This window comes from Paraburkholderia sediminicola (genome assembly GCF_902859805.1).
GTDB classification, from domain to species: Bacteria; Pseudomonadota; Gammaproteobacteria; order Burkholderiales; family Burkholderiaceae; genus Paraburkholderia; species Paraburkholderia sediminicola.
Window position 1 is genome coordinate 69839 of the sequence record NZ_CADIKC010000001.1, and the last position, 26506, is coordinate 96344.

Annotated in this window: 26 protein-coding genes and 1 pseudogene; 9 read left to right on the top strand and 18 right to left on the bottom strand. The window is 58.0% G+C overall.

The window, feature by feature from the left end; genetic code table 11:
- Window positions 1-405 precede the first annotated feature (405 nt).
- A complete protein-coding gene (locus tag R8871_RS00335) occupies window positions 406-1320 on the bottom strand; it encodes a LysR family transcriptional regulator (RefSeq protein WP_175048522.1) in 915 nt (304 codons plus the stop codon).
- Window positions 1321-1593: 273 nt separating this feature from the next.
- Between R8871_RS00335 and R8871_RS00340 the strand changes: the two genes are divergently transcribed.
- The 3 genes from R8871_RS00340 to R8871_RS00350 all read left to right on the top strand — a co-directional run bounded on the left by R8871_RS00340 (window position 1594) and on the right by R8871_RS00350 (window position 5050).
- The gene (locus R8871_RS00340; RefSeq protein WP_217468876.1) at window positions 1594-2910 is read left to right on the top strand and encodes a YfcC family protein; all 1317 of its coding nucleotides are present in this window, start codon (window positions 1594-1596) and stop codon (window positions 2908-2910) included.
- Between the two features lie 103 nt (window positions 2911-3013).
- The gene (locus R8871_RS00345; protein WP_175048523.1) at window positions 3014-4207 is read left to right on the top strand and encodes a M20 aminoacylase family protein; all 1194 of its coding nucleotides are present in this window, start codon (window positions 3014-3016) and stop codon (window positions 4205-4207) included.
- A gap of 267 nt (window positions 4208-4474) precedes the next feature.
- Window positions 4475-5050 (top strand): hypothetical protein, encoded by a 576-nt coding sequence (locus tag R8871_RS00350; protein ID WP_246287274.1) that lies wholly within the window; start codon window positions 4475-4477, stop codon window positions 5048-5050.
- A 523-nt stretch (window positions 5051-5573) separates the two neighbouring features.
- On the opposite strand, the gene R8871_RS00355 is transcribed toward R8871_RS00350, so the two are convergent.
- Window positions 5574-5903, bottom strand: coding sequence for a hypothetical protein (locus tag R8871_RS00355; protein ID WP_175048524.1), 330 nt, complete (start codon window positions 5901-5903; stop codon window positions 5574-5576).
- On the opposite strand from R8871_RS00355, the gene R8871_RS00360 reads away from it, so the two are divergent.
- Window positions 5902-6486: a hypothetical protein gene (locus tag R8871_RS00360; protein WP_175048525.1), complete on the top strand. Its 585-nt coding sequence runs from the start codon at window positions 5902-5904 to the stop codon at window positions 6484-6486. The genes R8871_RS00355 and R8871_RS00360 overlap by 2 nt on opposite strands.
- A gap of 432 nt (window positions 6487-6918) precedes the next feature.
- On the top strand, window positions 6919-8058 hold the full coding sequence (locus R8871_RS00365; protein WP_175048526.1) for an acyltransferase family protein: 1140 nt from the start codon (window positions 6919-6921) through the stop codon (window positions 8056-8058).
- 246 nt (window positions 8059-8304) lie between these two features.
- Here the strand turns inward: R8871_RS00365 and R8871_RS00370 are convergent, their stop codons facing one another.
- The 4 genes from R8871_RS00370 to R8871_RS00385 form a co-directional block, all read right to left on the bottom strand.
- The gene (locus R8871_RS00370) at window positions 8305-9498 is read right to left on the bottom strand and encodes a GGDEF domain-containing protein (protein ID WP_175048527.1); all 1194 of its coding nucleotides are present in this window, start codon (window positions 9496-9498) and stop codon (window positions 8305-8307) included.
- Window positions 9499-9870: 372 nt separating this feature from the next.
- A complete protein-coding gene (locus tag R8871_RS00375; protein WP_175048528.1) occupies window positions 9871-10242 on the bottom strand; it encodes a hypothetical protein in 372 nt (123 codons plus the stop codon).
- 675 nt (window positions 10243-10917) lie between these two features.
- Window positions 10918-11397 (bottom strand): hypothetical protein, encoded by a 480-nt coding sequence (locus R8871_RS00380; RefSeq protein ID WP_175048529.1) that lies wholly within the window; start codon window positions 11395-11397, stop codon window positions 10918-10920.
- A gap of 341 nt (window positions 11398-11738) precedes the next feature.
- Window positions 11739-12275 (bottom strand): hypothetical protein, encoded by a 537-nt coding sequence (locus R8871_RS00385; RefSeq protein ID WP_246287276.1) that lies wholly within the window; start codon window positions 12273-12275, stop codon window positions 11739-11741.
- A gap of 1417 nt (window positions 12276-13692) precedes the next feature.
- Here R8871_RS00385 and R8871_RS00390 point away from each other — a divergent pair.
- Window positions 13693-13920 (top strand): hypothetical protein, encoded by a 228-nt coding sequence (locus tag R8871_RS00390; protein WP_175048530.1) that lies wholly within the window; start codon window positions 13693-13695, stop codon window positions 13918-13920.
- Window positions 13921-13996: 76 nt separating this feature from the next.
- Window positions 13997-14263, top strand: coding sequence for a hypothetical protein (locus R8871_RS00395; RefSeq protein WP_175048531.1), 267 nt, complete (start codon window positions 13997-13999; stop codon window positions 14261-14263).
- Between the two features lie 385 nt (window positions 14264-14648).
- Here the strand turns inward: R8871_RS00395 and R8871_RS00400 are convergent, their stop codons facing one another.
- Genes R8871_RS00400 through R8871_RS00410 form a run of 3 tightly spaced genes read right to left on the bottom strand, consistent with a single transcriptional unit; the run spans window position 14649 to window position 18575 of the window.
- Entirely contained in the window at window positions 14649-15893 is a 1245-nt protein-coding gene (locus R8871_RS00400) for a D-amino acid dehydrogenase (protein ID WP_175048532.1), read from the bottom strand.
- Window positions 15890-17347 carry an N-acyl-D-amino-acid deacylase family protein gene (locus tag R8871_RS00405; RefSeq protein ID WP_175048533.1) on the bottom strand — a complete coding sequence of 486 codons (1458 nt, stop codon included), beginning with the start codon at window positions 17345-17347 and terminating at the stop codon, window positions 15890-15892. The genes R8871_RS00400 and R8871_RS00405 overlap by 4 nt, the downstream gene beginning before the upstream one ends.
- A 7-nt stretch (window positions 17348-17354) precedes the next feature.
- Window positions 17355-18575 carry an MFS transporter gene (locus R8871_RS00410; protein ID WP_246287278.1) on the bottom strand — a complete coding sequence of 407 codons (1221 nt, stop codon included), beginning with the start codon at window positions 18573-18575 and terminating at the stop codon, window positions 17355-17357.
- Between the two features lie 133 nt (window positions 18576-18708).
- Here R8871_RS00410 and R8871_RS00415 point away from each other — a divergent pair, with 133 nt between their 5' ends.
- Both R8871_RS00415 and R8871_RS00420 read left to right on the top strand, forming a co-directional pair.
- Window positions 18709-19611: a LysR family transcriptional regulator gene (locus tag R8871_RS00415; RefSeq protein ID WP_175048534.1), complete on the top strand. Its 903-nt coding sequence runs from the start codon at window positions 18709-18711 to the stop codon at window positions 19609-19611.
- Between the two features lie 127 nt (window positions 19612-19738).
- Window positions 19739-19897: a hypothetical protein gene (locus tag R8871_RS00420; protein ID WP_175048535.1), complete on the top strand. Its 159-nt coding sequence runs from the start codon at window positions 19739-19741 to the stop codon at window positions 19895-19897.
- Between the two features lie 72 nt (window positions 19898-19969).
- Here the strand turns inward: R8871_RS00420 and R8871_RS38830 are convergent.
- The 9 genes and pseudogenes from R8871_RS38830 to R8871_RS00460 all read right to left on the bottom strand — a co-directional run.
- Window positions 19970-20092: pseudogene (locus tag R8871_RS38830) on the bottom strand (hypothetical protein); the annotation flags it as partial.
- Between the two features lie 24 nt (window positions 20093-20116).
- Window positions 20117-21241 (bottom strand): tetratricopeptide repeat protein, encoded by a 1125-nt coding sequence (locus tag R8871_RS00425; RefSeq protein WP_175048536.1) that lies wholly within the window; start codon window positions 21239-21241, stop codon window positions 20117-20119.
- 132 nt (window positions 21242-21373) lie between these two features.
- Window positions 21374-21634: a hypothetical protein gene (locus R8871_RS00430; RefSeq protein ID WP_175048537.1), complete on the bottom strand. Its 261-nt coding sequence runs from the start codon at window positions 21632-21634 to the stop codon at window positions 21374-21376.
- A 262-nt stretch (window positions 21635-21896) separates the two neighbouring features.
- Entirely contained in the window at window positions 21897-22406 is a 510-nt protein-coding gene (locus tag R8871_RS00435; protein WP_175048538.1) for a hypothetical protein, read from the bottom strand.
- A 352-nt stretch (window positions 22407-22758) separates the two neighbouring features.
- On the bottom strand, window positions 22759-23010 hold the full coding sequence (locus tag R8871_RS00440) for a hypothetical protein (RefSeq protein WP_175048539.1): 252 nt from the start codon (window positions 23008-23010) through the stop codon (window positions 22759-22761).
- 96 nt (window positions 23011-23106) lie between these two features.
- Window positions 23107-23535 (bottom strand): nuclear transport factor 2 family protein, encoded by a 429-nt coding sequence (locus tag R8871_RS00445; RefSeq protein ID WP_175048540.1) that lies wholly within the window; start codon window positions 23533-23535, stop codon window positions 23107-23109.
- Between the two features lie 386 nt (window positions 23536-23921).
- A complete protein-coding gene (locus R8871_RS00450; RefSeq protein WP_175048541.1) occupies window positions 23922-24626 on the bottom strand; it encodes a hypothetical protein in 705 nt (234 codons plus the stop codon).
- A gap of 276 nt (window positions 24627-24902) precedes the next feature.
- Window positions 24903-25439 (bottom strand): hypothetical protein, encoded by a 537-nt coding sequence (locus R8871_RS00455; RefSeq protein WP_175048542.1) that lies wholly within the window; start codon window positions 25437-25439, stop codon window positions 24903-24905.
- Window positions 25440-25588: 149 nt separating this feature from the next.
- Window positions 25589-26014 (bottom strand): hypothetical protein, encoded by a 426-nt coding sequence (locus R8871_RS00460; RefSeq protein ID WP_175048543.1) that lies wholly within the window; start codon window positions 26012-26014, stop codon window positions 25589-25591.
- Window positions 26015-26506: the final 492 nt, after the last annotated feature.

Consider the following 26506-nt stretch of genomic DNA (forward strand, 5'->3'; position numbering starts at 1 on the left):
CTCTGCGCCGATAGTCAGCGCGCAGGTGTATCTGGGCTTCGTCAGTTTCTGAACTTGGCGGTCGAGAGCGGTTCATCTGCCATTGCCGACGTTGGACTTCCATCTGATCGCGACTGGTCGAATGACTGCTCTCCGGGAATGCGGCGAACTGAAGTCGACTCAACTCGGACCCTGGCACAGAGATCATCTGAATGGCTGCCTCCGAGCATAAAAGTCGTTGCTTCAGGGCACCTACTCTCCTGGAGTCAGGGGCGCGAAGATGGCCGGCAATACGTGACGAACTGCGGAAGCATCCGTCGTAAGCAAAGATTCCCAACCTTCGGCGACCGCGAAACCGTGTCGATTGCTGGGCGCGCGTATCGAACACCCAGCTGGATCGAGCTTTGCGATTTCGCCCTCGGCCACCTAGACAGACGACATGAGTCGTACGATCTCCCGGCACAGAAAGTTGGCGGCGGGGCTGAGCTTTCGGCCCACCCTCGTCGCCACATAGCGCTCGAACGTATCGGCGATCGGGTGTTGAATGGGCACCGCCACCACGAGGCCTGCCTCGACTTTTTCCTTTGCCGCCCATCTGGTCATGAACGCAATGCCCAACCCTTGTGCCACAAGCGACGAGGCGACGGTAAAGAGATCGCAGGTGAACACTGGCGAAACGCTCAGATCGGCGTCCCAGAACATGGCATTCACATAACCCCGCGCCGCGAACTGGCCCGACATGAAAATGAGCGGCTCGTGCACAAGCTCCTCAATGCGAACCGACGCATTCACGGCGAACCGATGGCCGGCGGGCACAATCGCACACAACGGTTCACGCTGGAATAGCCGCGCATTCAGCAAAGGATCGCGCGACGTACCGATGGAAACGCAGATGTCCGCCTCATCCTCCCGAACCATTCGAATCAGATCCGGCAGTGGGCCCGTGCGGATATCCATGGCGATATCCGGGTACTTTTGATGGAAACGCGTCAGTACCACCGAAATCAGGTTACCGACCAAGCCTTCACCGACAGCCAGCGTGACATGTCCGCGCCGTAGGTCGCGATATTCAGCGAGCTGCGCGCGAAAGCGCTTTGCCTGACGCTCCCGTTCGTGGCCGTACTCGACGGCGGCCAGACCGACCTGGGTCAGCGAGATGCTCCGCCCGCGTCGCGACACTAGAGCCAGTCTCATCTGACGTTCCGCCGACGCGATCTGCCGGCTGATAGTCGATACGTTTACCCCCAGCGATTCGGCGGCCTGCCGCATTCCCCCATGTTTATCCACTGCGCTGAGGTACTCGAGCGTTCGCTCACTGATGCTCTGGTCTTCAGTCGGCATGTGGATTTTCCTGTTGCATCAAATGCAACATTTTCGCATGTTGACGTGTCGATTTCCGAATTGTTTCTGACACATACTCCGGGTCTTTCAGACACAGCGCGAGACCTGATCCGAATGGTCCGCACCGGGCACGCATGCCGCCGATCCGATTGGCTCGCGATCTCGCCCCCAAAAGAGGAGACACAAATGGATCCCAGCGAAATGACACCGGTCGAGGTAACAGCAAAGCGGCGTAATGCTTTGCCCGTCCAACGCACACCGACGAGTCCGTACGTGTTGCTCTTCGCGGTGCTGCTGCTTGCAGCCGTTGCCACGTGGATCATTCCGGCCGGCGAGTACGATCGCGTGATCAGGAACGGTATCAGCTTCGTGGTACCCCATAGCCTCAAGCGCGTCCCGCAAGGCGGGATCGGACCCGGCGCGGTCTTCATGACGATTGCGAACGGTCTGATCGCCTCGGCGCCGATCATCTTCCTGATCCTGTTTACCGGAGGCGCGCTCGCCGTTCTTGAGAAATCGGGGGCGATAAGCGCCGCGCTCAATCGAATCGGCAGCGGATCGAACACGCGGGACGTATCAGTCATCGTCACCGTGTGTACAGTCTTTTCGTTGCTGGGTACGCTCGGCGTAGTGGGCAATTCCGTCGTGGCCTTCGTTCCGCTCGGGCTTCTGATCGCGCGCTCGATGCGCCTGCCCGCCGTATTCGGTGTGGCCTTCATCTATCTGGGGGCGTACGCCGGTTTCAACAGCGCCCTTCTCAATCCCGCAACCACCGGGGTGTCGCAACGGTTGGCGGAATTGCCCATTTTTTCGGGTATTGGGTTTCGCGCTGTGGTGTACGTCTTCTTTACCGTGGCCACTATCGTGTTCCTGATAGTGAACGTAAGGGCGTTCCGGCGCGAGCCACAGACGCAGAGATTTCTCATTGCCGGCGGCGACGCCCCCGAACCCCACATGCCGGCGAGTGTCATCGCGCCGACCTGGCGGCAGACATTGGCGCTCCTCTTTTCGACTCTTGCCCTCGGTACGTTTGTTTTCGGCGCGATCGAGATGCATTGGGGAGAGACCGAGATGATCTCAATGTTCATGATCATCGCGATTGGCGCAGGCCTGATCTGCGGTATACGGCCTACCCGGATCGCCGACGAGTTTCTGGCGGGATCCGGAAGATTGGTGCACGGCGCACTCATCGTCGGCCTTGCACGCGCGATTTCCAGTGTGCTGAGCAACGGCAAAATTCTCGACCCCATCGTCGATCTACTGTCCAACATTCTGGCGCCTCTTCATCCCATGTTCGCGGCCATCGGCATGTTTTTGAGCGCGGCCGTAATGCATATCGCGATTTCGTCGGGGTCGGGGGAGTCCGCGGCGTTGATCCCTGTCTTCGCACCGCTGGGTGACGCACTTCATCTGACGCGTCAGGTCACCGTGCAGGCGGTGCTGTTAGGCGAAGGGATCATGAATTGCTTCAATCCGACATCCGGCGTTTTGATGGCCGTTCTCGCGACTGCGCGGATTCCATTCGGAAATGGGTGCGCTTTGTCATGCCGCTTATCCTGCTCTGGGGTGTCATCTGCATTGTTGCATTGATGGTCGGCGTCCTCATTCACTGGGGGCCGTTCTGAATCGCGAGGCTCGCCAAGTAACGCCGCCATGATCGTCGTCTCCCGCTTATCACTCCTGGTGAATCTCCATGCCGTTCAAACCTTTTACATCATTGATCGATCTCGTGCCTCACGAGGCGGACCTCGCGCGCTTGCGTTATCAACTGCATAGCCATCCGGAACTCGCCTTCTCGGAGAACCAGACCTCGGATCTCGTCGCGGCTCATCTGCGCGACTACGGCTACGAGGTTCATCGGGGTATTGCGGAAACGGGGGTGGTCGGAACACTCTCAATAGGCGACGGCTGCCGCACGATCGGCATTCGCGCCGATCTCGACGCGTTGCCGATTTGCGAGGCCAACACTTTCGCTCACGCCAGCAAGCATCCCGGAAGAATGCATGCCTGTGGTCACGACGGCCATACGGCGATGCTGTTGGGCGCAGCGAAACAGCTCGCGCAAAACCGATGTTTCAACGGTACCGTGAACCTGATCTTTCAGCCAGCGGAAGAACGCGGGTTCGACAGCGGAGCAAAGCAGATGATCGCGGAGGGACTCTTCGAGCGGTTCCCGTGCGATGCCGTTTTTGCCATGCATAACCACCCCGGCAAGCCGGCCGGTACTTTCATGTTCCGCTCCGGCGCGTTCATGGCGGCGGGAGACCGGGTGTTCATCAAGATTGTCGGACAGGGAGGTCATGCAGCGAGGCCACATCTCGCCCACGATCCGGTCGTCGCCGCATCGAGCATCGTGATGGCGTTGCAGACCGTGGTCGCGCGAAACGTCGATCCGACGAAGTCAGCCGTCGTTACAGTCGGCAAAATCGCTGGCGGCGATGCGCCCAACGTTATTCCCGGTCAGGTCGAACTGAGTCTGAGCGTACGATCGTTCGACCCGGAGGTCCGGGATCTGTTGAAGGACAGGATCATTGCGCTCGTCCATGCCCAGGCAAAAAGCTTTGATGTCGACGCGACGATCGATTATGTCGAAGGGTATCCCGTCGTCCGCAATTCCGATGAGGAAACTCGCTTCGCCGTCGAAGTCGCGCGAGAGCTGGTGGGCCGCGACGCCGTGAACGACAGTATGGACATGCTCATGGGAAGCGAGGATTTTGCCTACATGCTCCAGGAACGGCCCGGTTGTTTTCTGCGCATCGGCAACGGTCCTGCCGATCAGGGACGCACCTTGCACAGTCCGAACTACGACTTCAACAACGAGAACCTCGCTGTGGGCGCCGCGTTCTGGTCTCGCCTTGCCGAGCGTTACCTGAATCTGGACCGCTAGTCCCGACGAGGAATGGTTGCTTGAATCGAACATGATCTTTAGGAGAAGGTCCCTTGCCGGAGGGAAGCGGACATTCGAACGTCCGACTTAGATCTGCTTCGAGCGGCCGAAGTTGGCCGCACTGAGCCGGACGACGATCGGCTCTGATCGACCCACAAGGGACGGTCGCGGTTAGCCTAAGCGGACATTGGCGAGCGGCGTCGACGAGGACCAATGCTCCTATGACACAATGGCTACACACCAGCCTGCTCGCGACGACGTAAGACTATGACTCACACTCAATCAGCCACCAACGCTGCCCAATCGAGTTCGTTGATGACGGCATTTCCGGCGGCGCTTCGCCCTGAAGTGAGTGTCGTCGCGGATTTGATCCAAGGTAGCAACGCCACTCATCCTGGATTGCCTGTCGTTGTTCGAGGCGAGTCGCTCAATATTCCATATCGGATTCACCACGATTCCGATGAAATGCTGTTCGCGCGGCTGAACGAAACCCAAGCGATCGTGTACGCGTGCGTGCTAACGAGACACCATGATGGGCATATGCGGCAGCGCCAAATTGGGCGACTGGTTACGTTAACTGAACCTTGGGTAGCGCCATTCGTTATGCAACTCTGCGGCGAGTACGTCATTGAGATTCTCGATGCTATCGAGGCGCACTTACCATCCATGCATCAACGCAGTTACGGAGCGTTCTTCCGGGAAAATCCGCTATTTTTTCAAAGAACGCAGGATCGCATGATTAGCTACTGGGATTGCTATTACCGTTGGCTATACAAGCGAAAACTCGACTATGTTGGGTTCCGATTATTCGGCCGATTCCGTGAATGGAGTGCTGCTGTCTAGCCAATTCGTCCCATCGAACGCCGGAACCGGCCAGACTCGGCGACCCCTTACTCGTAGGATTTTCCCGCCATTAGAATGTCCGTGGCGCGGCGCCACGGGTTCCCAGGCCGGACGTAGAACTGGAGACCGTTCTTCGACGCTTCGGCCCATGCGCCGGCGGCCCCAAGAAATGCTCCAATGGTCCCGCTTTCCCAGCCAAGCGCGCCAATGGAGTGCGGAGGCGACGGCATGGCAGCCTCTATCTCCCGTTCAACGGTCCAGTCGCCCGCGAGAGCGCTCAGAAAATCGACGAAGGATCGTTAATCGAAAACGCGATCCAATGCCTCGCGCAGCTTACCCGCCATCTCAGCTTGAAGTTTATCGTTCACAGGCCTATTGTCCGAACGCTCTGCAATGGATTGTCGACGTTCTGGCAACGCTCGTCGAGTGTCGCTTTGTGGCCGATCCTTGCCTCATGCAAACGGCATGGATCACCCGAATGTCACATGGTCGCGATCGGCAGCACGCGACCCGGAGCAGCCCATCAGATTTCTCCGGAGCGGCCGTTCGCATGTTGGAGGTGCAAATTTTTCTTGGCCATCGTGCAATTTTTCATCGTTTGTTGCTCCGGCGAAGAGGTGCGATATTGGCGATTCATTCGGGGAGGTAGTGAGTTGATTACGCGAAGGCAGGTCACAGTGGCGGTATCTGTCGCTCTTACCTCATTGATGATCTCGCCATGTGGGTTGGCTTTGCCGCGAGCGGAACCTTCCATCAAGACGGTTGAGTCCTCCCGACCGCCGTATGTCGCCAGAACCGCTGGCGATGCACTGATTTCGATTACGCTGCCGCCAAAGCTGTTGGGCCTGGACATGAACGTCGAGAACTCGATCGCGTCGGAAACCGGCGATTTCAAACCGGCACGCTATTCATTTCCGGATACCGCCGTTCCGCAATCTGTCCTTCACGATCTGACCAGAATCTATCGTTACGATCGTCGACGGGATGTTCCGATCGTCTCTTCGGGGGGGGACTGGGTAATCGCGGAGTACTTCATTGCGGGCTCCCATGTTCCCGTGTCACGATTCCGGTTGCTGGGCAAGCAGGTCCAGCGTCAGGAACAGCTGGATGGGAGTGGACGAACGATCAGGATCATCGCGGTCGGCTGGGCTCGTCCGTCCACGGCGGAAGATGACGGGACAACGAATATGTCAGAGCTCGGTCAACATCCTGCGTGGATTCGCGTATTCAAAGTGTCTCCTGCGGGAACGAAAACACTCGTTGCTTTAGCCTGGCGGCGGAAGGGTTTCGCTACTGCGCCTGAGACCTATGACGAACCGGACGAGAAGTTACTCATGTTCGGTCTACCGGATGGCACCATGAAGTGGCGTACGAAGGCCGAGTTCCTGAAAGCGCAGGATATTGACCTCAATGCTGCAAAGTTTGATGCTCAGTAGTGCGTCCTACAAGGTTGAAACAGATGCGCTTCGACAATCGGTGCCAGTTGCCGCGCACGGATATTCGCCAGCGGTTGCCAGAATCGGGTATAGCCCGAGGCACCAGCCAGGAAAAGGAGCTTCGATGGTGTCGACATCGTTTCTGGTGGCCTCTGTGGCTGTCACGAAACTGCGCTGCCCGCGAACAGAACTGTGCATAGAGCCGTCACAAATCATAGAGCAGTCACAAATACTTTTTTCTCAACATGGGTGCAATATCGTCTGCGAAATGAAAATCAATTTTCGACGATGTAGGCAGTCCCGTCGAGCATCCCTTTGTGGTCGCACCCGGACCTACGATGCGGTTGGCTCTGCTGAGGCAACTATCCGCTGGCGCGACGCATTTCTGCAGGCGCCACCCACGTCCGCAGACGCGACACCGGGACAGAGACCATGAACCCGGCCCCCCGCAATCTGCGGATCGACACGCTGCGCGGTGTGTCGATCCTGCTCGTTTTGCTGCATCACTTCAACATAGCTTATGTACTGCGCGATACAGCCGTCGCGCGCGCATTCGGCTGGGACGCCATACATGCCGTGGTCCGGAACGGCAACTATGGCGTCACGATGTTCTTCGTCATCTCCGGCTACCTGATTACGTCAAACGCACGGCGCCGATGGGGCTATCTTAGTGCAATCGATGCGCGAACTTTCTATGTGTCGCGCATCGCGCGTATCCTGCCGTGCCTGCTCCTGTTGCTCGTCCTCATCAACGGGCTTGCGGCGGCCGGCGTGCCGATATTCAGCAATCATGCGCCGCTTGGCGCGCCTGTGTCGTTCTGGCTCGTCAATTTCGCGTCGTTGACTTTCTGGATGAACGTGCTGATCGGCTCCTACGGCTGGGTCAATTACGCGCTCGGCGTGCTGTGGTCGCTGTCGGTCGAAGAGGTGTTCTACCTGTCGTTTCCACTGCTTTGCATCGCGCTGCGCCGCGATGGGCAACTGCTCGTGTTCTGGGCGTTCGTCGTCGCGGTTGGCCCGTTATATCGGGCGATACATTCTGGCGACGAGGGCGGCTTTCTCTACGCGTACTTCGCGTGCTTCGACGGAATCGCGATCGGCTGCTGTACAGCGCTGCTGGCCGACCGGCCTCTGTGGCGCGCAGTCACGATGCGCACCACGCAATGGCTGACGGTCGCCGGAATGACAATTCTCTATCTTGCATGGCCCATTGCGCAAAGCCACGTCTTCGGGGTGACCGGCATTGCACTCGGCACAGCCGTGCTGCTGATCGATGCGCACGCCAGCGGTGCATCCGGAAGCGCTCGCCTGCTGGCGCCGCTACGCTGGAGCGGCAAACTCAGCTACGAGCTTTATCTGTTCCATCTCGTTGTGCTCGGCGGGCTTCGTACGCTGTACCCACCATCGACGACGCACGGTAATGAGAAACTGCTGTTGCTCGGCGTTTATCTGGTGCTGTCGGCTGCCGTGAGCACACTGATCGCGCGAAGCTATGCGACACCGCTCGATCGCTTCGTTAAACGGAAGTGGCTTCGCGCCTCGGCGCGAGTTCCGGACGGCGCTCGCCTTTGATACCGTGACGCGGGTTCCGATCGGTTGCATCGATTGTCAGCGATCTGGACATCAACCGCGAATGGCCGAAATTGGCCGCACTGAGCCTGACGACAAGCAGCTCATTTCGACCCACAAGGGACGATCACGGTTAGCGGAAGCGGACACTGGCGAGCAGCGTCGACGACGTCCGATGCTCCCATCCGAATTCCTACCCCAAGCCCATCCGCGACGGTACGGTTTGAGTGCTTGCCGGCCTTCGGGCGATCAGACGATATCAAGCTCGGGGGCATCCGACGTCTGACCTAATGGCTCCGTGACCACCCGGTTCCTCCCCGCGCGCTTCGCCGCATAGAGCAGGTGATCGGCGCGCGCCAGCAACGCTCCGACCGCCTCGCCAGGTCGATACCGGGCAATGCCGGCACTCGTCGTAACGCACAGCGTAGCCTCGATTTCATTAAAGCGTGAAGACTCCAGCACGGTGCGCAAGCGCTCGGCGATCTGATACGCGAATTTATCGTCAGCGCCCGGCAGCAGAAGCACGAACTCCTCGCCGCCGATGCGCGCCACCACGTCTTTCTCGCGCACCGCGGCTCGCAGGATTGCGGCGAACTGGCGCAGCACCGCGTCGCCGGCCGCATGCCCATAACGGTCGTTGATGGATTTGAAGTTGTCGATGTCGAAAGCGATCAGCGCGAGCGGATAGCTTCGCTTGTCCGCGACGCGGCGGCCCGCCATGCGTTCGAACGCGCGCCGGTTCAACGTTTCGGTGAGCGAGTCGAGATCGCGTTCGAGAGTCAGCCGGTCGATCACGTCCGACATCGCGGCGGCCAGCAGCACGAGCCCCAACACAGCGCCCATCAAGGCGAGCGACAACTGCAGCAAGACCCAGAAAATGGTGCTCGCGAACGGCGCAGCGCTATGCGGCAAGGGTTGGATCGTAGTGAGCGGCGTTCTGATGAAAAAACTGGCGCCGAAGATCAGCAGCGCCCAGAGAAGAACGTGGTTGACGGTGCGGCCATTGCAGCGTTTCCTGAAACGGACCGCGGTAAACACCATCAACAGCCCGGCGCTGAGATTCAGAATGTAGACGCGCAAGAGCAGGTTGGACGTCACGAAGGAGAAGTAATACATGCCGCCCAGCACGAGCGCGAACATCGACGCATGCGTCGCTAGCCGCAAGTGAAGCCCAGCCCTGCGCAAAACACCTTCCGCCAACAGTTGAATGCTTAACACATAAAACGTTGCCGATATAAGCGCGTTCAATCGCCATTCATCCGGCAGGTGACAGATCTGCACTGCCGAGCCGAGTGCGAAAGCAACAAATGAAGCGGCGAGAAAGCGCAGATAGCGCAGTCGTCTATCGTAGAGCCATGCACAGGCAAAACCGAGCGAAAAGACGGCCGTGATACCTGGGATGATCAATTGAACGAGTTGATTGGGCGTTATCTGAGCGGGCATGTGGCTCGTTCTCCGCTGCCGGCCACAAAATCGCCGGGCCTATGGGTTGGCGGTTCTCAGGGCGTGCATCGTCAGCCGCCATTGACGACTCTCCCAAAAATGGACGTGGCACCCGATATGGTCAGAGGATTGTACGCCTGGCGAGTGGGAGCCCTCGGGCAAGGCGATAGTGTCGCATCCGGTCTCGGGTTCGGAAATTGATGCGCGCTGGATTGTCAGCGATTCTTCTGACATCGGCGAAGGTCCCTTATGGGTCGAACTGCGCCCACTACAACTGGGTCAGTTCGATCCATTGCGGACAATTGGCTGCCTCGGTAGCGGACGTTCGTCGGACGGATGTAAGCCGAGAAGGTAGACTCTGGAACCTTTCGTCTATGGTTCGCCTCGGTCAACCTTCCAAACGTAGACTTTGCCGCTCGCACCAATCGTGTAGTCGACTTTCAGCGGCTCGCCAGGGACGGCATCAAATGGCGCGGGATACTCGATCTCCTGCCCTTGAACCCGGAACACGAATTTCTCCGTGGCAGCGAATCCCTGCTTCGGTCCAGGCCGATACATGCCAATGCGCTCAATGGTGGAATAGCCGTGATGCATCGATCGGTTCGAAAGTTCTGTTTTGAAGCGCCCCGTCAAGTAAAGGTACCCAGCAATGCCAAGCGCAATCAAGCCGATGGTGACTGCAAACGGCACACCCCACTCGCGCAGGTAGATTCGTGCATCGAGTAACAAATATCGTCGTTTCATTTTTTGGTCAGTGCTGTCGACCGATTGTACGTGGCCGGTTACTGCCTGATGGCGACCGGCAACACACGACACTGGGCAGCCCCTCGGCCTTGCCCGAACCGGCCATTCCTCCGGAGACGTTTCTTGGCTTCGCGGTCGGTCAGGCCACACTCGCCGACCCGGCGTCTAAACTATTTTGCGACCGTACAGGTCTTGACCAGTCAATTTGTTCGCTTCGCGCAGCAGACTCTCAAGCGCCTCATATTCCGAACCGTAGTCCAGCTTTCGTGATGCCAAACCCACGCAAGTCGACCTCAGTTCCGAGGTCAAGTCGCGTAACGCGGCAATTACTTCGCGGTCACCCGCAGATTCTTCCAATGCAGCGCGACCGATCAAATAAGCCTCCTCATACGCCGCGGCATGTACCTTCTCTCTTATGCGATCGGAATTTGAACTCAACTTAGTCTGTCCCTGACAATGCGGATTGAGCGATTGTCGTCAATCTTGACAACGATGTCGAATGACTGCGGCCGGCCTCTGCCCGACGCGGTCGGCTCAGTTCGACCCGGAGCGGTCGTTTGACTTACCCCAAAACCGACATTCAAAGGCCATGAAGATACATGGGAGCAGCGGTCGACCTTCTTCATCTACCGACGCGCGCCCCCGACTTGCTAAGGGGTGGTTTCCTCTCACTTTTTAAGTCGTTGCGATCTCTATGGTAATTTCCGGTTCGGACGGCGATGCAACATCAACGACCTGATTCAGGCAATACGCAGCCCAATGCCTGTAAGGTCCGGGGTGGTCATCGCAGGCCCATGACGCCTTGCGCATGTAGTTGAGATACTCCGAGCGCATGTATTCCTTGAAGAGTTTCCCTGACCCGTCGGAGGTCTCGGGTTCCCCCGACGCGTAGCTTTCGTTGACAACAGAGTACGCAATGTAGCTAGACCAGCGGATATCAAATATGCGACATCCAGGCAGATGCTCGATCGCGCGCGCCCCCTTAAGTATGCCTGTCAACTCAGGGGGCGAGTCAAAGCCGAGCTTTGCCGCGTCGACGGGACCACCTTCGGTTGCCTCCAACAGGACAAGCCGCAATGTCCGGTCATCCATTTGGCCGATACCTCTGAGATAGAGATATCGGCAGTCCAAAAAAATATCGGTCAGTTTTGACATAGTGTTCGGAGTTCCCCGCGAGAATCGGGTCGATTGTTAACGATCTATGCCGTGGTGTCGACTGGCCGTTCATGGCCGCACTTAGCCGGATGGTGACCAGCGGAGTTCGGCCAGTTTCGGACGTTCAACGTTCGGTCGTGAGCGTCCGGATCGCGGCGAATTACCGCCGTCCCGATGGTATGCAAAAGCGCAACGAACAGCGCATTGCGATAAAGTCGGTGCCGACACGCCGCGCGATTTGCTCAAAATATTGTCATCTCATCAGCAAGCTGCGTCGTGTGGATTGGTGCGCGACCGATTCGATGCCCTCGTTCTCGCGCCTATCGAACACACCGGCCGAACTAGGATTTACAGGAACTCGTCGACCTGAGCGGATACGGTACGGTGGAGGTGCCATTTACACTTGAGACAAGTTCGCGCGCGAAGATCTCGTCAGGGCCATCATTGTCTTGGATCAAGATCTCGTAGTCATGCCCGCGCTCGGGCACGAAAGTGCTAGCTTTCGGCGCGTCGGTCACTCTGTACCGCTTCCCGTTGATAAACTGTTCGCTCACAATCTGCGCATGAACTGTCATTGGCTGGCCAGCCGGGACAATGTACTCGTGGAAATACCGAGCCGCGTCGGGTGGCACGGGCATGCCGACGGTTTTGTTAGACAGGCTCGACAAGCCGGGTTTGGACGCGACGAAGTGCTTGGCCTCACCTGTAACGCACGCAGTGTTCAAGTAAAAGGTCACATTCGCTCCCCAATACACACGCACGCGAGCTTCCGTTTCCGGGTGATAGTCCGCCGCAGTCTGAGACGGCGTCCCCGCGTAGGCGCACAGCAGCACTGAGCTGACAATTGGAACGAACAGGGTGGCAGTATGACGTGTCATTGGGCGTGAAATCGGGAGAACGAAGGCGAGCGCTTGAAGCGATATAACCAGCGTGACTGACTATCGAAAATTCGCACTATCTATATCGGCTTCGAGTCAAAAAACTTAAATTCGAAGGTGGACCCGCCATCGTGCGTACGCTGCCGTCCCCCGAACCCTTGAGGCATCGGATCTGTCTAATACCGACAGTGTCTGGGGGGCACAAAGCTGCTCTTGCGTTTGCGCAACGTGAATGGCTAACCGTCGGTGCCACAATGGTCATTGCGCTTGCCGACCACCCATTTATATGCTCATTTTCCGACGAGCATCACCGCCATTCGCACCAACCGCAAAACGTCGTCTGTTCGTCCGCTTTCCGCACGAATCCAGGCGCCTAGCGTTTGAACATAAAAGGCAGCGATGGGTCGACCTATGCCGGACGACACTCGGCCCAGTTCGACCCCGAGCGGACTTTCGGCATACGTGGGAACGAACGACCAAAGCCAAGCCGCCCTCGCCCTTCGCGAAAGCTCCACCTAGACGCGTGCGCCGCCCCTCAACTATCCTTGCGACACCATCAAGAGCTAACCGCGTCCTATCTCCCTACATTTCCTTCGCTTCCTTTTACTGGTCGGCGATGCGTGAAGACACACCTGTTCTTCGTCGGAAATTTGCACGGAGGGAATACGCGATCGCTCGCCTGCGTGTCGCAACGGCCCGTCTTATCCGAGCCGATTCGGAGGTTGAACAGGCTCGCGCTACTTACTGGGTCAATGCCTGGGCGAGCGCGATCGGCAATCTACACTTTCATGGATTCGCCGAAGGGCGGGTTGGACACAAGCCGAGGCGGTGATCTTTCGAAGCATGGGGACCGCAGACTCATGCCCCTATCCAATGCCATCGCTCAGGCCGCATTTCGCGCCACGGCATGCCGACTTGACCTGCGCTGCTCCTTGCTCGTTGAACTGAAATCGGTTGCCTGAAGTGGAACCGTGTTTGACCCGGCACTCGAACGTTTCGTGCTGGCTTGTGCCAGGATGCGATCCAGATGCAAATAGAAGTGTTCGAGCTGTCTTGCGTCCGAAGCAGCTGGTTCGAGGTCGAAGACATCCTCGAGCGTGCGGCGCGTTACGTGGAAACGTTGAAGGCCGTGGACAATACGAACCTGGAAGACGACGCCGTCGCTATTGTGCGGCACGCTCCCCATATGAGCGAATGGCTACCCATGGAGTCCCCCGTGAATCATGCCAGATCAAAAGCTCGTCAACTCATGTTCGCACATCTCCACGAGAGGCGAATCTTTTCAAAATTGTGACACGTCATAGTTTGACATTTTTACCACGGTCAACCCACAGCCGCGCAGCAAGATGTCTGTAGACTAAAAATAGAGCGTCTGCAATCGTGCCTCCGCAGTCGCAATATGACCGGGAGATTCGCCATGATGACGTCTCAGGCTTACACGCCAACCGCCCCTGTATTGCATGTCTTCGAGCAAACCGGAGGCTGGCATTGGGGCATCACCGTCCCGCGTGCAAGGGGAAGTGGATTCAAACTCATTGCTTTCAGTGAGAGAACCTTCCCGGTTGAGGACGCCGCACGCACGGATGGGCGTCAGGCGCTGGTCGACCTGGCGGATAGCGGCATCCGAGACCGACTCGCCACCTAGATCGCGGGAATAGGACGTCTGTAAGTTCGCCGTGCAAAAATCAGCACCCATCCCTATCGATCAGAAAGTGACAGCCATGGACCAGCTCCGTACAAACCTCACGGCCCCTCTGCTTTCCGTCGACTCCACACTATGGTTTTCGGCCTACGCCTTTGGTTGGGGATACTGCGCCTTTGCGCTGCCTGCTGAAACGGTTTGTGAAAAACTCGGCGCTGCGAACGAGACCCCGAAACAATTGATGCTCGCCTTCGAGCTTGGCAAGCGCCGGCTTTTGCAAGCTGTGGAGCAGAAAGCGTTGCCAGGCACTGGCGAGCGGATAACGCTTTCGACCGACGATCTCTGACAACGGGGTGACGCCCGGCTGCATCACGCGATATTGTGACTCTGCGTGCGAAGAGTGGCTTCCGAGGTGAAGTCGGACAGTCAGATGCGGCCATTAGCAGGAGAGTGACCGACTGCTTCTGGCCGGCCCCTGCCTGTCGGCGACCGGCAGCACGCGACCCTTCTCGAACAGTCGATCCACTCTTCCGGGAGTCTGCTTACTACTCGATAGGGCCCCCTCTCCAGCAAGGTTGATGGTTAGCGAACCCTCAAAATCCCGGTTAGCCGCAAGCGGCACGAAGCGTGACAGATCTCCTTCACAGCACTCACAGAATGAGGACCTGGATCGCGGTGGTCACCGTCCCGCCTGGTGTTTCATTCGTCTCTGAAACCTCAAAATCATTCGTTCACAGCAAAAACTCGTCCACGTCAGATTTGTGCTCCCGGCCAGAGATTCTGTCGGCCAGACCTTTACCGCTGCCGAGCGCCAGCGTAAAGCCCAACGCGCCATGACCGACGTTCAGCCACAGGTTTCGATATCGCGTGCGCCCGAGTATCGGCGTACCCGCGGGTGTTGCGGGCCGCAAACCGGCCCACGGTTCAGCCGATGCATAGTGGCCGACCTCGGGAAACATCGCCTCCGCTTCCGCTCTCAACGTGGCCACGCGCGACGGGTCGATCGTTGCGCGTTGTCCATTCAGATCGGCCATGCCGGCGATTCGCAACCGGTCGCCGAGACGGGCATACACGATCTTCCGCTGGAAATCGGTCACGCTGATCGACGGCGCCGCGGCCTGGCTTTTTACGTTCACGGTCAGGCTGTAACCCTTCAGCGGATAGAGCGGCAGTCGGATGCGTAGCGGTCGCAGCAGCGCTGCACTGGCAGTTCCCGCCGCCACCACGATTTGCTCGGCGTCCAGCATCTCCCGTCCGGCGAAAGCGCTGATCCTACCCGTGCAATCCTCGCGAAGGTCGTTGATTCGGGTGGTGAAGCGGAATCGCACACCTGCGCGCCGCAAGCGCCGCTCAAGACCGACGCAGAAGCGATAGCAGTCGCCGCTGTCCTCACTTGCGGTATAGATGCCGCCCACCAGGCGCCTGCCCATATGCGCAAGTGCCGGTTCTGCGTATATGCATTCATCGGCGGTCATGGCCTGCTGCTCACAACCCAGTGTTCGCTGATAGTCGAGCAGTCGGCACGCTTTATCGAACGAAGCAAAGTCGCGATGAAGCACCAGTTTGCCGCTATTCGCGTAGTCGAAGGCGATGTCCGGTTCGCAAGCAACGAACTCATGCATCAGTGCGCGGCTGAACATCGCCAGGCTCAGCAGACGGCGCGTCGTCAGGTCGCTTTGCCGTTGGCTGCATGCGCGCACGAAGTTCAGACACCAGCGCCATTGGTCCGGGTCCAGCGACGGGCTGAAGCGCACGGGCGAGTCGGCGCGCAACAGCCACGCCGGCAATTTGCCGAGCACGCCAGGTCCGGCGAGCGGCGCAACGTAGCTGTACGACAGTTGCCCGCCGTTGGCGTAGCTCGCCATCGTGCCGGCGCCGCTGTTGCTGTCGACAACGGTGACGTCGTGGCCATCGGTGCGCAGGTAGTAGGCGGTCGACAACCCGATGACGCCCGCGCCTATCACGAGGACTTTCATGACGCGGACATCCCGCGCGTGATGACCTGCCCGGCGCGCGCGCCCGCATGTCGGCCGTCGCGCCATGTCAGCACGCCGTTCACGATCACGGCCTCGATGCCCTCGGCCGGCTGGATCGGTTTTTCGTAACTGGCGATGTCGCGAATCGTTGCGGGATCGAACACGACGACATCGGCATGGTTGCCCACCGTCAACGTGCCGCGCCCGCTGAGCCCAAAATTCCTGGCTGTCAGACCCGTCATTTTCCATACCGCCGTCTCGAGATCGAACAGACGCAGATCGCGGCTGTAGTGCCCGAGAATGCGCGGGAATGTGCCCCACAAACGTGGATGCGGCCGCGCGCCGACGCTCAGGCCGTCCGAGCCGATCATCGTTTCATCGAAGGCGAGGATCGCGCGCACGTCGCCCTCGTCCATACCGAAGTAGATCGCGTTCGCGGGTTGAAGCCGCGCTGCCGCTTCTTCTCTGGTGACGCACCAACCGGCAGCGATCTCGCCGAGCTCCCGGCCTGCCTGTTCCGGATGCGGCTCGCTGGAACTGATCACGATACGTTCGCGGAGCCGCGCGGGGTCGCGATGCAGCATCGTGGAACTGGCGTTGTACGGATAACAGTCAAGCGCCACGCACTGGCAGCGCATCGCCTTCCGGATACGCGGCAGCGTCACGGCCGACTTGCCGTGGTTCGACGCTCGCAAAAGTTTGTGATGCGAAATGATGACCGGGCATCCGAGTTCGCGCCCGATCAGGAAACTCTCTTCGAGCGATTCCATCGACCTGTCCGCTTCGTCACGCATATGCGTGGCATAGACCGCACCGGTGCCGGTGAGCGGACGGCAGACGTCAATGATTTCCTGGGTCGGTGCGTGAGCCGCTGGCGGGTAGTACGTGCCGGTCGATATGCCTATTGCACCCGCCGCCAGCGCTTCCTCAAGCAGTTCGCGCATCGCGGCGATTTCGAAGTCGCGTGCGGGGCGATCGAGCGTATCCATCGTCAGCACACGCAAGGTCGAATGGCCGACCATCGCTGCAACGTTCACCGCAGACGGCGCGCTGCGCAGCGCGGCGAGATAGCCGCCAAACGTTGCGTAGCGCTCGCTGTCGCCAGCATCGAGCAGATTGAGCGGCGCAGGCAGCGGAGTATTGTCGCGAAACGGCGCGATGCTGATTCCGCAGTTCCCGGTGACGACGGTCGTCACGCCTTGCGAGATCTTGGCCGTCATGTCCGGCTGCGCAAGCACCGCCTGGTCGTCGTGAGCATGCGAATCGATGAAGCCTGGCGCGACGATCTTCCCGCTTGCATCGAGCCGTGCGGCGGCCTTGCAATCGGCGAGGTTGCCGATGACGGCGATTCGTCCGCTTCTGATACCGATGTCGGCCCGCATGCGCGGCGCACGCGACCCGTCGATCAGCATGCCGCCGTGGACGATAAGGTCAAGTTCGGAATTGATCTGCATGGTTGGCTCAGGTGGATAGATGCGGCTGCGCGCGCCACGTGATGGCAACGATGAAAGCAAGCAGCGCGCTCGACACAAGGAACGACAGCGCGACGAGATAGCTGCCGTGGAACTCGACGATCAACGCCCCCATCACGGACGGCGCGAGCGAGCCGGCAATCTGGCCTCCGAAATTCATCAGGCCGGTTGCGCTGCCGATCAGATGCTCCGGAAAATACTTGAGTGGGATCGAGAACACCGTGGCATAGACGAAGTTGAACGACAGCAGGCAGAGCGTCCAATACACCACCAGCAGCGTGATCGACGTCGTCGAGATCATCAGCGCGAGAAACACCGCCGACCCGAGCGCGCCAGCCATCATGAAGCGCTTTTCGCGCCCCTTACCGTGACGGTCGAGCAGCCAGCCCACGACATTCGTACCGAGAAACGCGATCAGATACGGAATCGTCGATGCAATGCCGACATGCAGCAGATCGATGCGATAAGCCTTCAGCAGATAGGACGGCATCCACGAAATCATCCCGATATAGACGATGCTGGTGCCGAACCAGATGAAAGTCAGCTTCAGTGCGTCCGGGCGCCGGATGAGTTCACGCAGTTGGTGCTTCGGACGCGCCGCCATCCTGCCGCGTTGGCCGGCCATGCCGTCCCTGAGCGCTAGCCACAGCATCACGGCGACGGCCAGACCGGCGACCGAGAGAATATGGAATGCGCTGCGCCAGCCAAGATACACGACGGCAAGCGCGACGCCCGCGGAGCCTGCGGCATTGCCAAGGAACACGGTCGAAATGAGAAATGATTTGGCGCGCGCACGTTCCGGCTTCGGAAACGTCTCAGCGACCGTCACCGAACTGGCCGGCGAAAAAAATCCCTCGCCAACGCCGAACATGAAACGGATCACCAGCAGCGATCCGAACGACCAGGCCAATCCCGTCAGGCCTGTGAAAAGCGACCATAACGCGACACACATGACGACAACGATACGCGAGCCGTAGCGGTCTGACAGCCATCCGCCGAGCAGTTGCATTACGGCATAGCTGACGTAGAACACGCTGAGCAGCAGACCGGCTTGGCCGGCGTCGAGTGCGAATTCCCGGCTGATCGGGATAATCGCGGTGCTCATCACGATCCGGTCGGAATAGCCTATTGCCCATGCGAGGAACAAGGCGGCGAGACAAACTGTTTTCTGCATCCGCGTGTATGCGGGATTGATCGCTTGTGCTTCCATGTGCGTCTCCTGGTGCGACCGTGTGTGGGTTGGAAACGACTATAGAAGTTTGATGACGAGACCGTCGAATGAGACAAAATCGATGGGCTATAACCATAGGCTATATACTTTTCGCAACCGAAAAGGAGCCCGCATGCGCCTTCGACACATCGAAGTATTCTCAGCCATCATGAAGACGGGCAGCACGGTCGGCGCGGCCAGTGTGCTGAACATCTCGCAGCCGGCGGTCAGCAAGACGCTCCAGCACGCGGAGCGCACGCTCGGGTTCGCGCTGTTCGTGCGGTCGAAAGGCAAACTGGTGCCCACGCCTGAGGCGCTGCGTTTGCAGGAAGAGTTGCAGCCGCTCGACGATCAGTTGGCGCGCGTTCACCGGGTCGTGGCAAACCTGTCGGCGGGCAAGGAAGCACCGTTGCGGATCGCCGCGACGTCTTCGCTTGCCCATCATCTGGTGCCCTATGCGCTGGCGGCGTGGGGCCGCGCATTTCCGAACGCGCAGTGCATGCTGGTCTCGTCGCTTACACGCGAGATGGTCTACTGGCTGCTGATCGGCGAGATAGATATTGGTTTCACGATGCAGGCTATCTCTCAGCCCAATCTCGTGACAACGCCCGTCTGCAATTTCGACCTGTATGTCATCGCCCCACCGGACTGGTGGCCAAAGAGCGTGCTCGACCGCCCAGCCGTACCCGCCGATCTCGCGGGCCAGCCGTTCATTGCGCTCGATACTGCTTCGCCACTGGGCGTCACGGTAATGGGATGGCTCAATGGCGTCGAACCCGAAATCAAGGCATCGGTGAAGACTTACGCACTCGCGCGTGCGCTGGTCGAGGCAAACGTTGGTATTGCGGTTGTTGATAGCTTCACGGCGCAAGCGGGTTCATCTGCAGGAAAGGTGCAGATGCGGCCGATCATGTCGCCGACAGAAAACTGGGTGTATGCGTTGACCAATAGCTCGCGGCCGCCGCCGCAAAGCGCAGACGTTCTGGTAAGGTCGATGCAGGAACTTGGCGGCTTTTCTTCATTGGAACGCCGGTAGGAAACCTGGAAAGATTCAGCGGCGCGGAATCTGGATAGATACCTGTCGGTATCGCTCCACTGAATGACTCGCGCGGATAACTGAGGACTCCAACGTTGAGCGAAGAGCTCTCAGCCACAGACAGACTATGAAATTATGGCAAGTACAACTTGAGGGTGAAGGCTTTGTCATTGACGGCATGCCCATGACCTTCGAGCTGACCGGCTTTGTCGAAGCTGATGGCCCATATCCAGATGTGAGAGCCCCGCGGTTCCGCAGCCGTCCCTTTCATGGATTGAAGGACTGAGATCGCCCCTCAAGGGACGTTCGCAGTCATGCGAAAGCGGACACCCGAATCGAGGATTTCACTACTTCGGTACTAGCTTGCGACTACCTTCTTTAAGGGGTGAATGGCCAAATCCATCGCCGTGCTCGAGTCTCGGCCATTCTGATTTTCCAGCGACTTGAAACCCATTTTCTCGTAGAAACCAACAGCGTTGGCTGCGGCATTTACCTAGATGGACGATTAGAGCAGCCCCCACCTGCGCGGTGCGGACGGTGCAAACAGATTTAGCATCAAATCTCGCGCGATAAAACTACCTCTGTGCTCGGTCGATAATTCTTGATATCTTTTTACGAGTTCTGGATCGCCAAGCGGATCTTCGAATTTAAATTGCGCGAACAGTGGATTGTGGGCTTCCCAAGCTTCAAGAGAAAGCGCCCCCATTGCTTTGAAACTTCCTTGTTGGACGGCCTTTTCATACCAGGCGTCCGCCTGTTTTTGGTCCTTGGTGGCGCCATAGCCGCTTTCATAATCGCGAGCCAAAGAATTTTCCGCCTCGACCATCCCCAGGTCGGCAGCCTTACTCTCCCAGTACACCATTTTCTGCAGGCTCTGATGAACTCCAAACCTTCCATCGCGGTACATATACGAGACGGCGAGTTGAGAAACGGCTGAGCCCTGTGAAGCTGCGTCCAAGCACTGCTGAACGGTCTGTCCCGGCTGATCATCCTTGCTCGAGACGATATCGAAAAGACATTGCGCTTCGATCCGCTGGTGTTGCGCTGCCTGCCTGAATTCAGCTTGGGCAAAAAGGTAATTTCTAGGTATCCCTACACCCGCCAGATAGTCAAATCCAAGTTGGATCATGGCATCGGTATCGCCTTGGTCTGCGGCCTCGAATGTCCGCCAGTATGCTTGTCTTTCTTCTTCAGCCTGTTGGACCAAAGCTCGCCACCATGGACCGGCATTAGAAACTTCGACAGGTTTTAATTCGCCAAAATAGAACATAGTCATGAGACTACCGCGCGCATAGACGTCCCCTTGTTCTGCAGCCTTCCTATACCAAAGTACGGCTTGAGCCGTATCTTTTGGTACTCCCTCGCCGTTAGCGTAGCTCTGGCCCAGCAAGAACGCTCCCTTGGCATTTCCTTGGTCGGCGGCTCGCCGGAACAAAGCTGCAGCATGATTAAGGTCTTGCGGCGAGCTGGATGCGAATTGCTCGCCGAGCTGTACCAAGTCGTTCGGATCTCGTCGACCGACATCCGATCGGTCAGCAGCTCTCTCGTTGCTCGTTTCGGCCCGCGCGCATCCTAGCACCGCGACAAACGCAATCAAGACGCCAGCGCGCACCAGGTGATGTCTCATCATTTTGACCTTTCTAGTCCAAATCGTAGCCGTATGGATTAAGGGGAATACGGATTGTCGACGAATCTAGGAGGCATGTCCAATGACCGGAATTGGCCGACCACTGCCTCATACCCGCTCATATGCGCCGCGCAACTAAAGCCAGCGGTTCGCGAGCGCCTTCAGCCGTGGGTTGAGGAAACGAGCGCATACCGTGGTTATTATCGCTAGCGAAGGCATTCCGATAACCAGAAAAAGAAACCCCAGCCCCGGGTCGGCATAGCCCGGTCCCACTAACTCGGGAGGATTGATTTGACGGTCAATAAAAGCAAAGGCCGAAAACACCACCGCACTTCCGAGTATAAAGCTCAAAGTGAGCGAGACCAGGAACACGGCAATACGGTAGCTGCGCTTCATGTGATCGAAGTTTTGTATTGTGATCCTCGCCGGGCCATATGCGAGTGGAAAGCCGTGCCGTTATCGCGCCCCACTTCGGTTCGACTGAGCGGCTTCTTCTTGCTTCCCGAAATTGTCGCCGATTCGAGGCACGTGGTCGACTGTCCGAAAGTTGCCGGTCACTGCCCCACGCAAATTGCATACGCAGCCCCGAAGCCACAACAGTTTGAGACAAGCGCGGAGGCCGTCCCAAGGGTGACGGCCGTTTGAGTTTCCCGACGAGTCAGTGACGCGCGACGCTGTAAACGTCCCAATGCGGATCCTGATAGCGTGCCCTTATGCCCTGCTCCAATTCAGCCGCGCTGGCATAGTGAAACAGACCCTCCTCGATGTCGTAGAAGTGCAGCCGCCCAGCGCGTGTGTCCACCGCCATCATATGGGTATCGTTGGCGATCAGGTACACCCCTGGTGTGGCGAAGACGATTCCGAACAATGCCGTGAGCGACACCTGATCGCCCATCTGAGCACCCTGCAGTTCTGCCTGCTGCAGGAGGTTCAACGTCGCCTCTTGTTCGGTTCCCACGTTCCAGCGGTACTTCACTTGCAAGATGCCTGTGCGCATCTTGTCCGGATTGGAGTCCTTAGGTGCGACAGCAGGGTCGAGCGCGGTCTTCGTCCACAGCACGCTGGCCGCTACGCACCAGCCATAACGGCGAAGAATTCTGCGGTCGCCGGCCTCAGTTTGCGAGCTGTAGTAGTCGTTGCGAGATGCGAAGAGTTGGATTTCTGACATGATATGGGCCTCAATCGACATACGTGAAGCATTGGGCGACATGCGACCCAACGCACCCCGGACCACCCGGGACGAGACCAGTCTAGGGGGCGCCCTCAAGGCACGATATCCACCGGATGGGCCAAACGCAGACAAGGGCCTTATGGCATAGGCCCTTCCCGCCGTATCGCCGGCAGCCAGGCGCCGAAGGCGAGTCGATGCGCTGCGGGGCACCGCGTAGCTACAAAAGAATCGTGTGCCGCGAAAGATTCTCTGTTGATCACACGCTCCTCACCGCAGCAAAGCGTTGGGTTACTGCCTTTCGCATACCAGAAACTTCAACAGAGTGGCGCTCGAGGATTGCCGAAGGCAGTTAACGCTCCTTCTTTTTCGCCTGTGCAGCGACCATCCAACAGACCACCGCACCCGCAGCCCAACCGCATGCGAACATCAGTTCGAGATCGAGCAAGCCTTGAAAATTCTCCGCATTTTCGTAGCTGCATGTCTTATGAGTTTGGAACTGGATGCAACCAGTTTGCATGTCTTGAAAGACGACAAACAATTTATACAGACCCAATGCCGTGAATGCCACGGCAATAAGAGCGAACTTCTTCGAGTTGTTCATCGCACGCTCCGTTGCTTCGTTCTAACACGATACCAATTTTCAACGATCCATGTGCCGAGGTCGAGAGTCCGTTCCTGACCGGTTCGCGGCGGTGATCTAACTGGCACAACGCTGGCGATACGCGGTCACCTGCTCGATGCGCTCGACAAGATGCGCACGATTGGCGGGGGCAGCATATGACTCCGGCCAATATTCAACGATGCGAGTGATTTTGCCGGCTTCGACTGAGAAAAACGATACGGCCCGCGCGGTCATGGATCCATCGGTAACCGTCACATCGGATACTGCTTCACTAACCGTGTTAGCCACCACCCTGTTCACTGTAAACCGCCACGGGCCTTGCGCCGGGTACTCTGAGTTCATCTGTGCGAACCGCGCGACACCACGGATGCGTTCGTTCGACTGGGGCCATTCAAGCATGAATTGCTCACCTAACACCGCCTGCACGGATGCAAAGTCGTTTGAACCCATGAGCGTCCAAAATTCGTGGACGAGCACGGAGATATCGTTGGTGTCTTCTGTCATCGTTGCTGCGTTCGGCAAATTGAATGAGTTGTGATGCGCGATTGTCAGCGATTCCGCCGCCTATGTCGAATGTCTCCTTTTGGCCAAACTTAGCCGGACGACGACCGGCTAAGTTGGACCCACACGGGACACCCGCATTTTCGGAAAGCAGCCACTCGATGCGAGTCCGTCGCCAGCAACGCGAACCAACCGTTAACTATCAGTTTCCTGGAGCTTGGCAATGTCGTTCACGAGAATTCGCGGCCCCTGGAAAATCGCGAGACGTTCGTCCATTGAGTGAAGGTCTGAACGCAGATATATACCTGTTTAGCACAACGGTTGCTATCTACAGCGTCCATCATGGGCTCCGATTGACCACTGGTGGATGAAAACCTTGGAAGCGGATTTCAATGCGGGAGGCTTGCCCTGGCAATCGCCGCGCGATAGGGTTCGGCTAACGCCGTCCCCTCCCGAAACAGAATGCGCATCGTCCAGCACGCATCGGAAGGAGAGACCGCGCGCAGGTTTTGCAGCGCCGAAGCGAATTTCAGCCTCTCCTGAGGGGACAGCGTGGCCTTTATTCTGGACAAGGCTTCGTTGACATCCTCCCGCTTGACGGAAGGAATGGGATCTTGTCGCAGTTCGGCTAGTGTCGCGTCGCCCGCGAGTGCAAACCAGGAATCGGCGTCAGTTTGATTGAGCTTGATCAGGCCGGCATCCATTGCGCTGAGCCCCGGTGTCGATGACGGCCCCTGCATGATCGACACGCACTCGGCTTCGCTTGCATCGTCAAGTATCTTGGACCAAATTCTCATCCTGGTCTCGAGCGATGCATCGTCAAGCCTCTTCAGGCCGGTGAGTGACAAATCGGTTCCCTTCCTAAACGCATTCTCACGCGTCGTCTTTGCCACGAACGCCTGAACGGTGGGGTCATCGTGCATCCGTATGACGAACCTTGCGTAGCTCGTGTGGACGGGAGCGGATTCCGGGTAGGGATTGTAGATCGACGCGGCTTGGATTTTCTCCCCGGCATCTGGCGCCGAAGGGACGTTGGCGCAACCCGTGATGGCGAGCGCACATGCGCACAGCATAAGTGTTCGGCTAAGTTTCATTGTTATTGATTAGGGTGTGCGCAGAGTAAAATCACACGCAATCGCGCTCAAAAGCGCAAGCGTGGCTAATCATCAATTACGGCACCTAGCAAGATATGTTGAGGGATTGTCCATTCCGCAGGCAAGCGTAAATCGCAGTCTGTCAACGATTTGCTTGCTAACGTCGATTGCCCGCTCCTGGCCGAATTTAGCCGGATGGTGACCGGCTCAGTTCGACCCACAAGGGACGGTCGGTCGTGCCCGAAGCGGCCGTTCAATTGAGTTCGCTCGTTATTGTTAAACGATGGCTTCGCCGGTCGTGTAGTCAAGCCGATAAGTGGTCCGATTGAAATCGACTACCTCGATGCAGTCGGACAGCAAACTGAATCCTTCGGAAAACACATCGGCGCCGGATGCCGACCAGATCACATCGCCTTGCGGTGTTAGGCGCACAATTTCCAGTTCCCCGTGCGAAATGAGCGCGGCCCGCTTGCCTTCCCAGAAAATACCAAAGCACGTCGCGGTGTCGACCTGCGTTGCCCAGACCAACCGATGGGGAAAATCCAAGGACAGGCAAACGACGTGATCACCAACAGCCAAGTACAGCTTATCCTTGATCGCCACCGCCGAATGCTCATGCACCGCGGAGCATCCCCCTCTGGCACCGACGACCACAACCCCGAGTCCGTTCAGCTCAACTGCGTGGACCGACGTCAGCGTGCCGTCCGAAAGACGTACTTCAAGCGGATACGTGCGCACATTGTCGTGTGATCCGAACGAGTAGGCTGGCTCATTTACGATTCTCACCGGGCCAGATTGTGTGTGTATTTGCATGCGCACGTTCAACGATTGTTTGTTGGCGGGGGTCTAACTCAACGACTGGTCTTCAGTGCACCGTCGACTGGCAGGCTGTTGCCTGCCCCGTCGAACGCCCGGCTCGTCATGATAAAACCCACGCGAACTGCTGGGCTAATCGCTCATTCCTATCGCTGTTCGGAGTTAAACAAAAAAGATTGGTCGCCAGCCGACGACGCCCAGTTCGCGAGTTCAGAACCAAGCCGATTGATTGTTGCAGGCTCAAGCTCAACGGCGAACCGAGATCGGGCGCTTACAAGACGCGTACCATTTCTCTGACACTCGACCTCGAGTGCCGAATGTCCAACCCCGTCAAAAACGAACGCGCGCAGAACCAGCCAGCTATATGAATTCGGAGCATTCGAGCCGTTCTCAAAAACCACTTCGTCTGTCGATGACCGAGGAAATTCATGCAGGGTACGACCGAACGTTTCTATCGTTTCTGGATAGTCGTAGAAATTGACTTCCGCTGCAAAGCCAGAGCCCTGCATGGAAAATCGAAGTTCCAACATGCCGTCGTGATCACGCCATAGCGGCTCAAGGGTAAGTAGCATTCCAACTCCGAACTCATCTTTCCGGGGTGTTTGACCACCTTTTACCATAACCGGCAGGGGACCCAAACATCGAGATTGTTGACGATCTAGCCGGCGACAGCGACTGTCCCTTCATGGCCGGACTGAGCCCGACGGTAACCCGTGTCTGCGTCTCCTACGTGGGAACCCTGCGGAACCAGTGTGTACACGGCCCCAGAAACAACAGTACCGTCGCCGCTGCATTCGCCAAGAAGGCAGTCTCGTACAAACTCAGCCGAAGCGGCGGCGACACCGAAAGGCAAAATATCGTCGTAACGACTGTCAGTAACAGTTCCAGCCATCGTGCCAGCCTCTGCCGCTGGCAGAGTCCAACGATCAAGCAGGCATTTAGAACAAGCCAGAAAGCCAGAAGGAATACTAGTAAAAAGAATCCATCGTGCGTTTTAGGTGTCAGCGGGACGCCCATCGCAATGTCTACAAATTTGGCAAACATGAAACACTCGACGAGCCAGA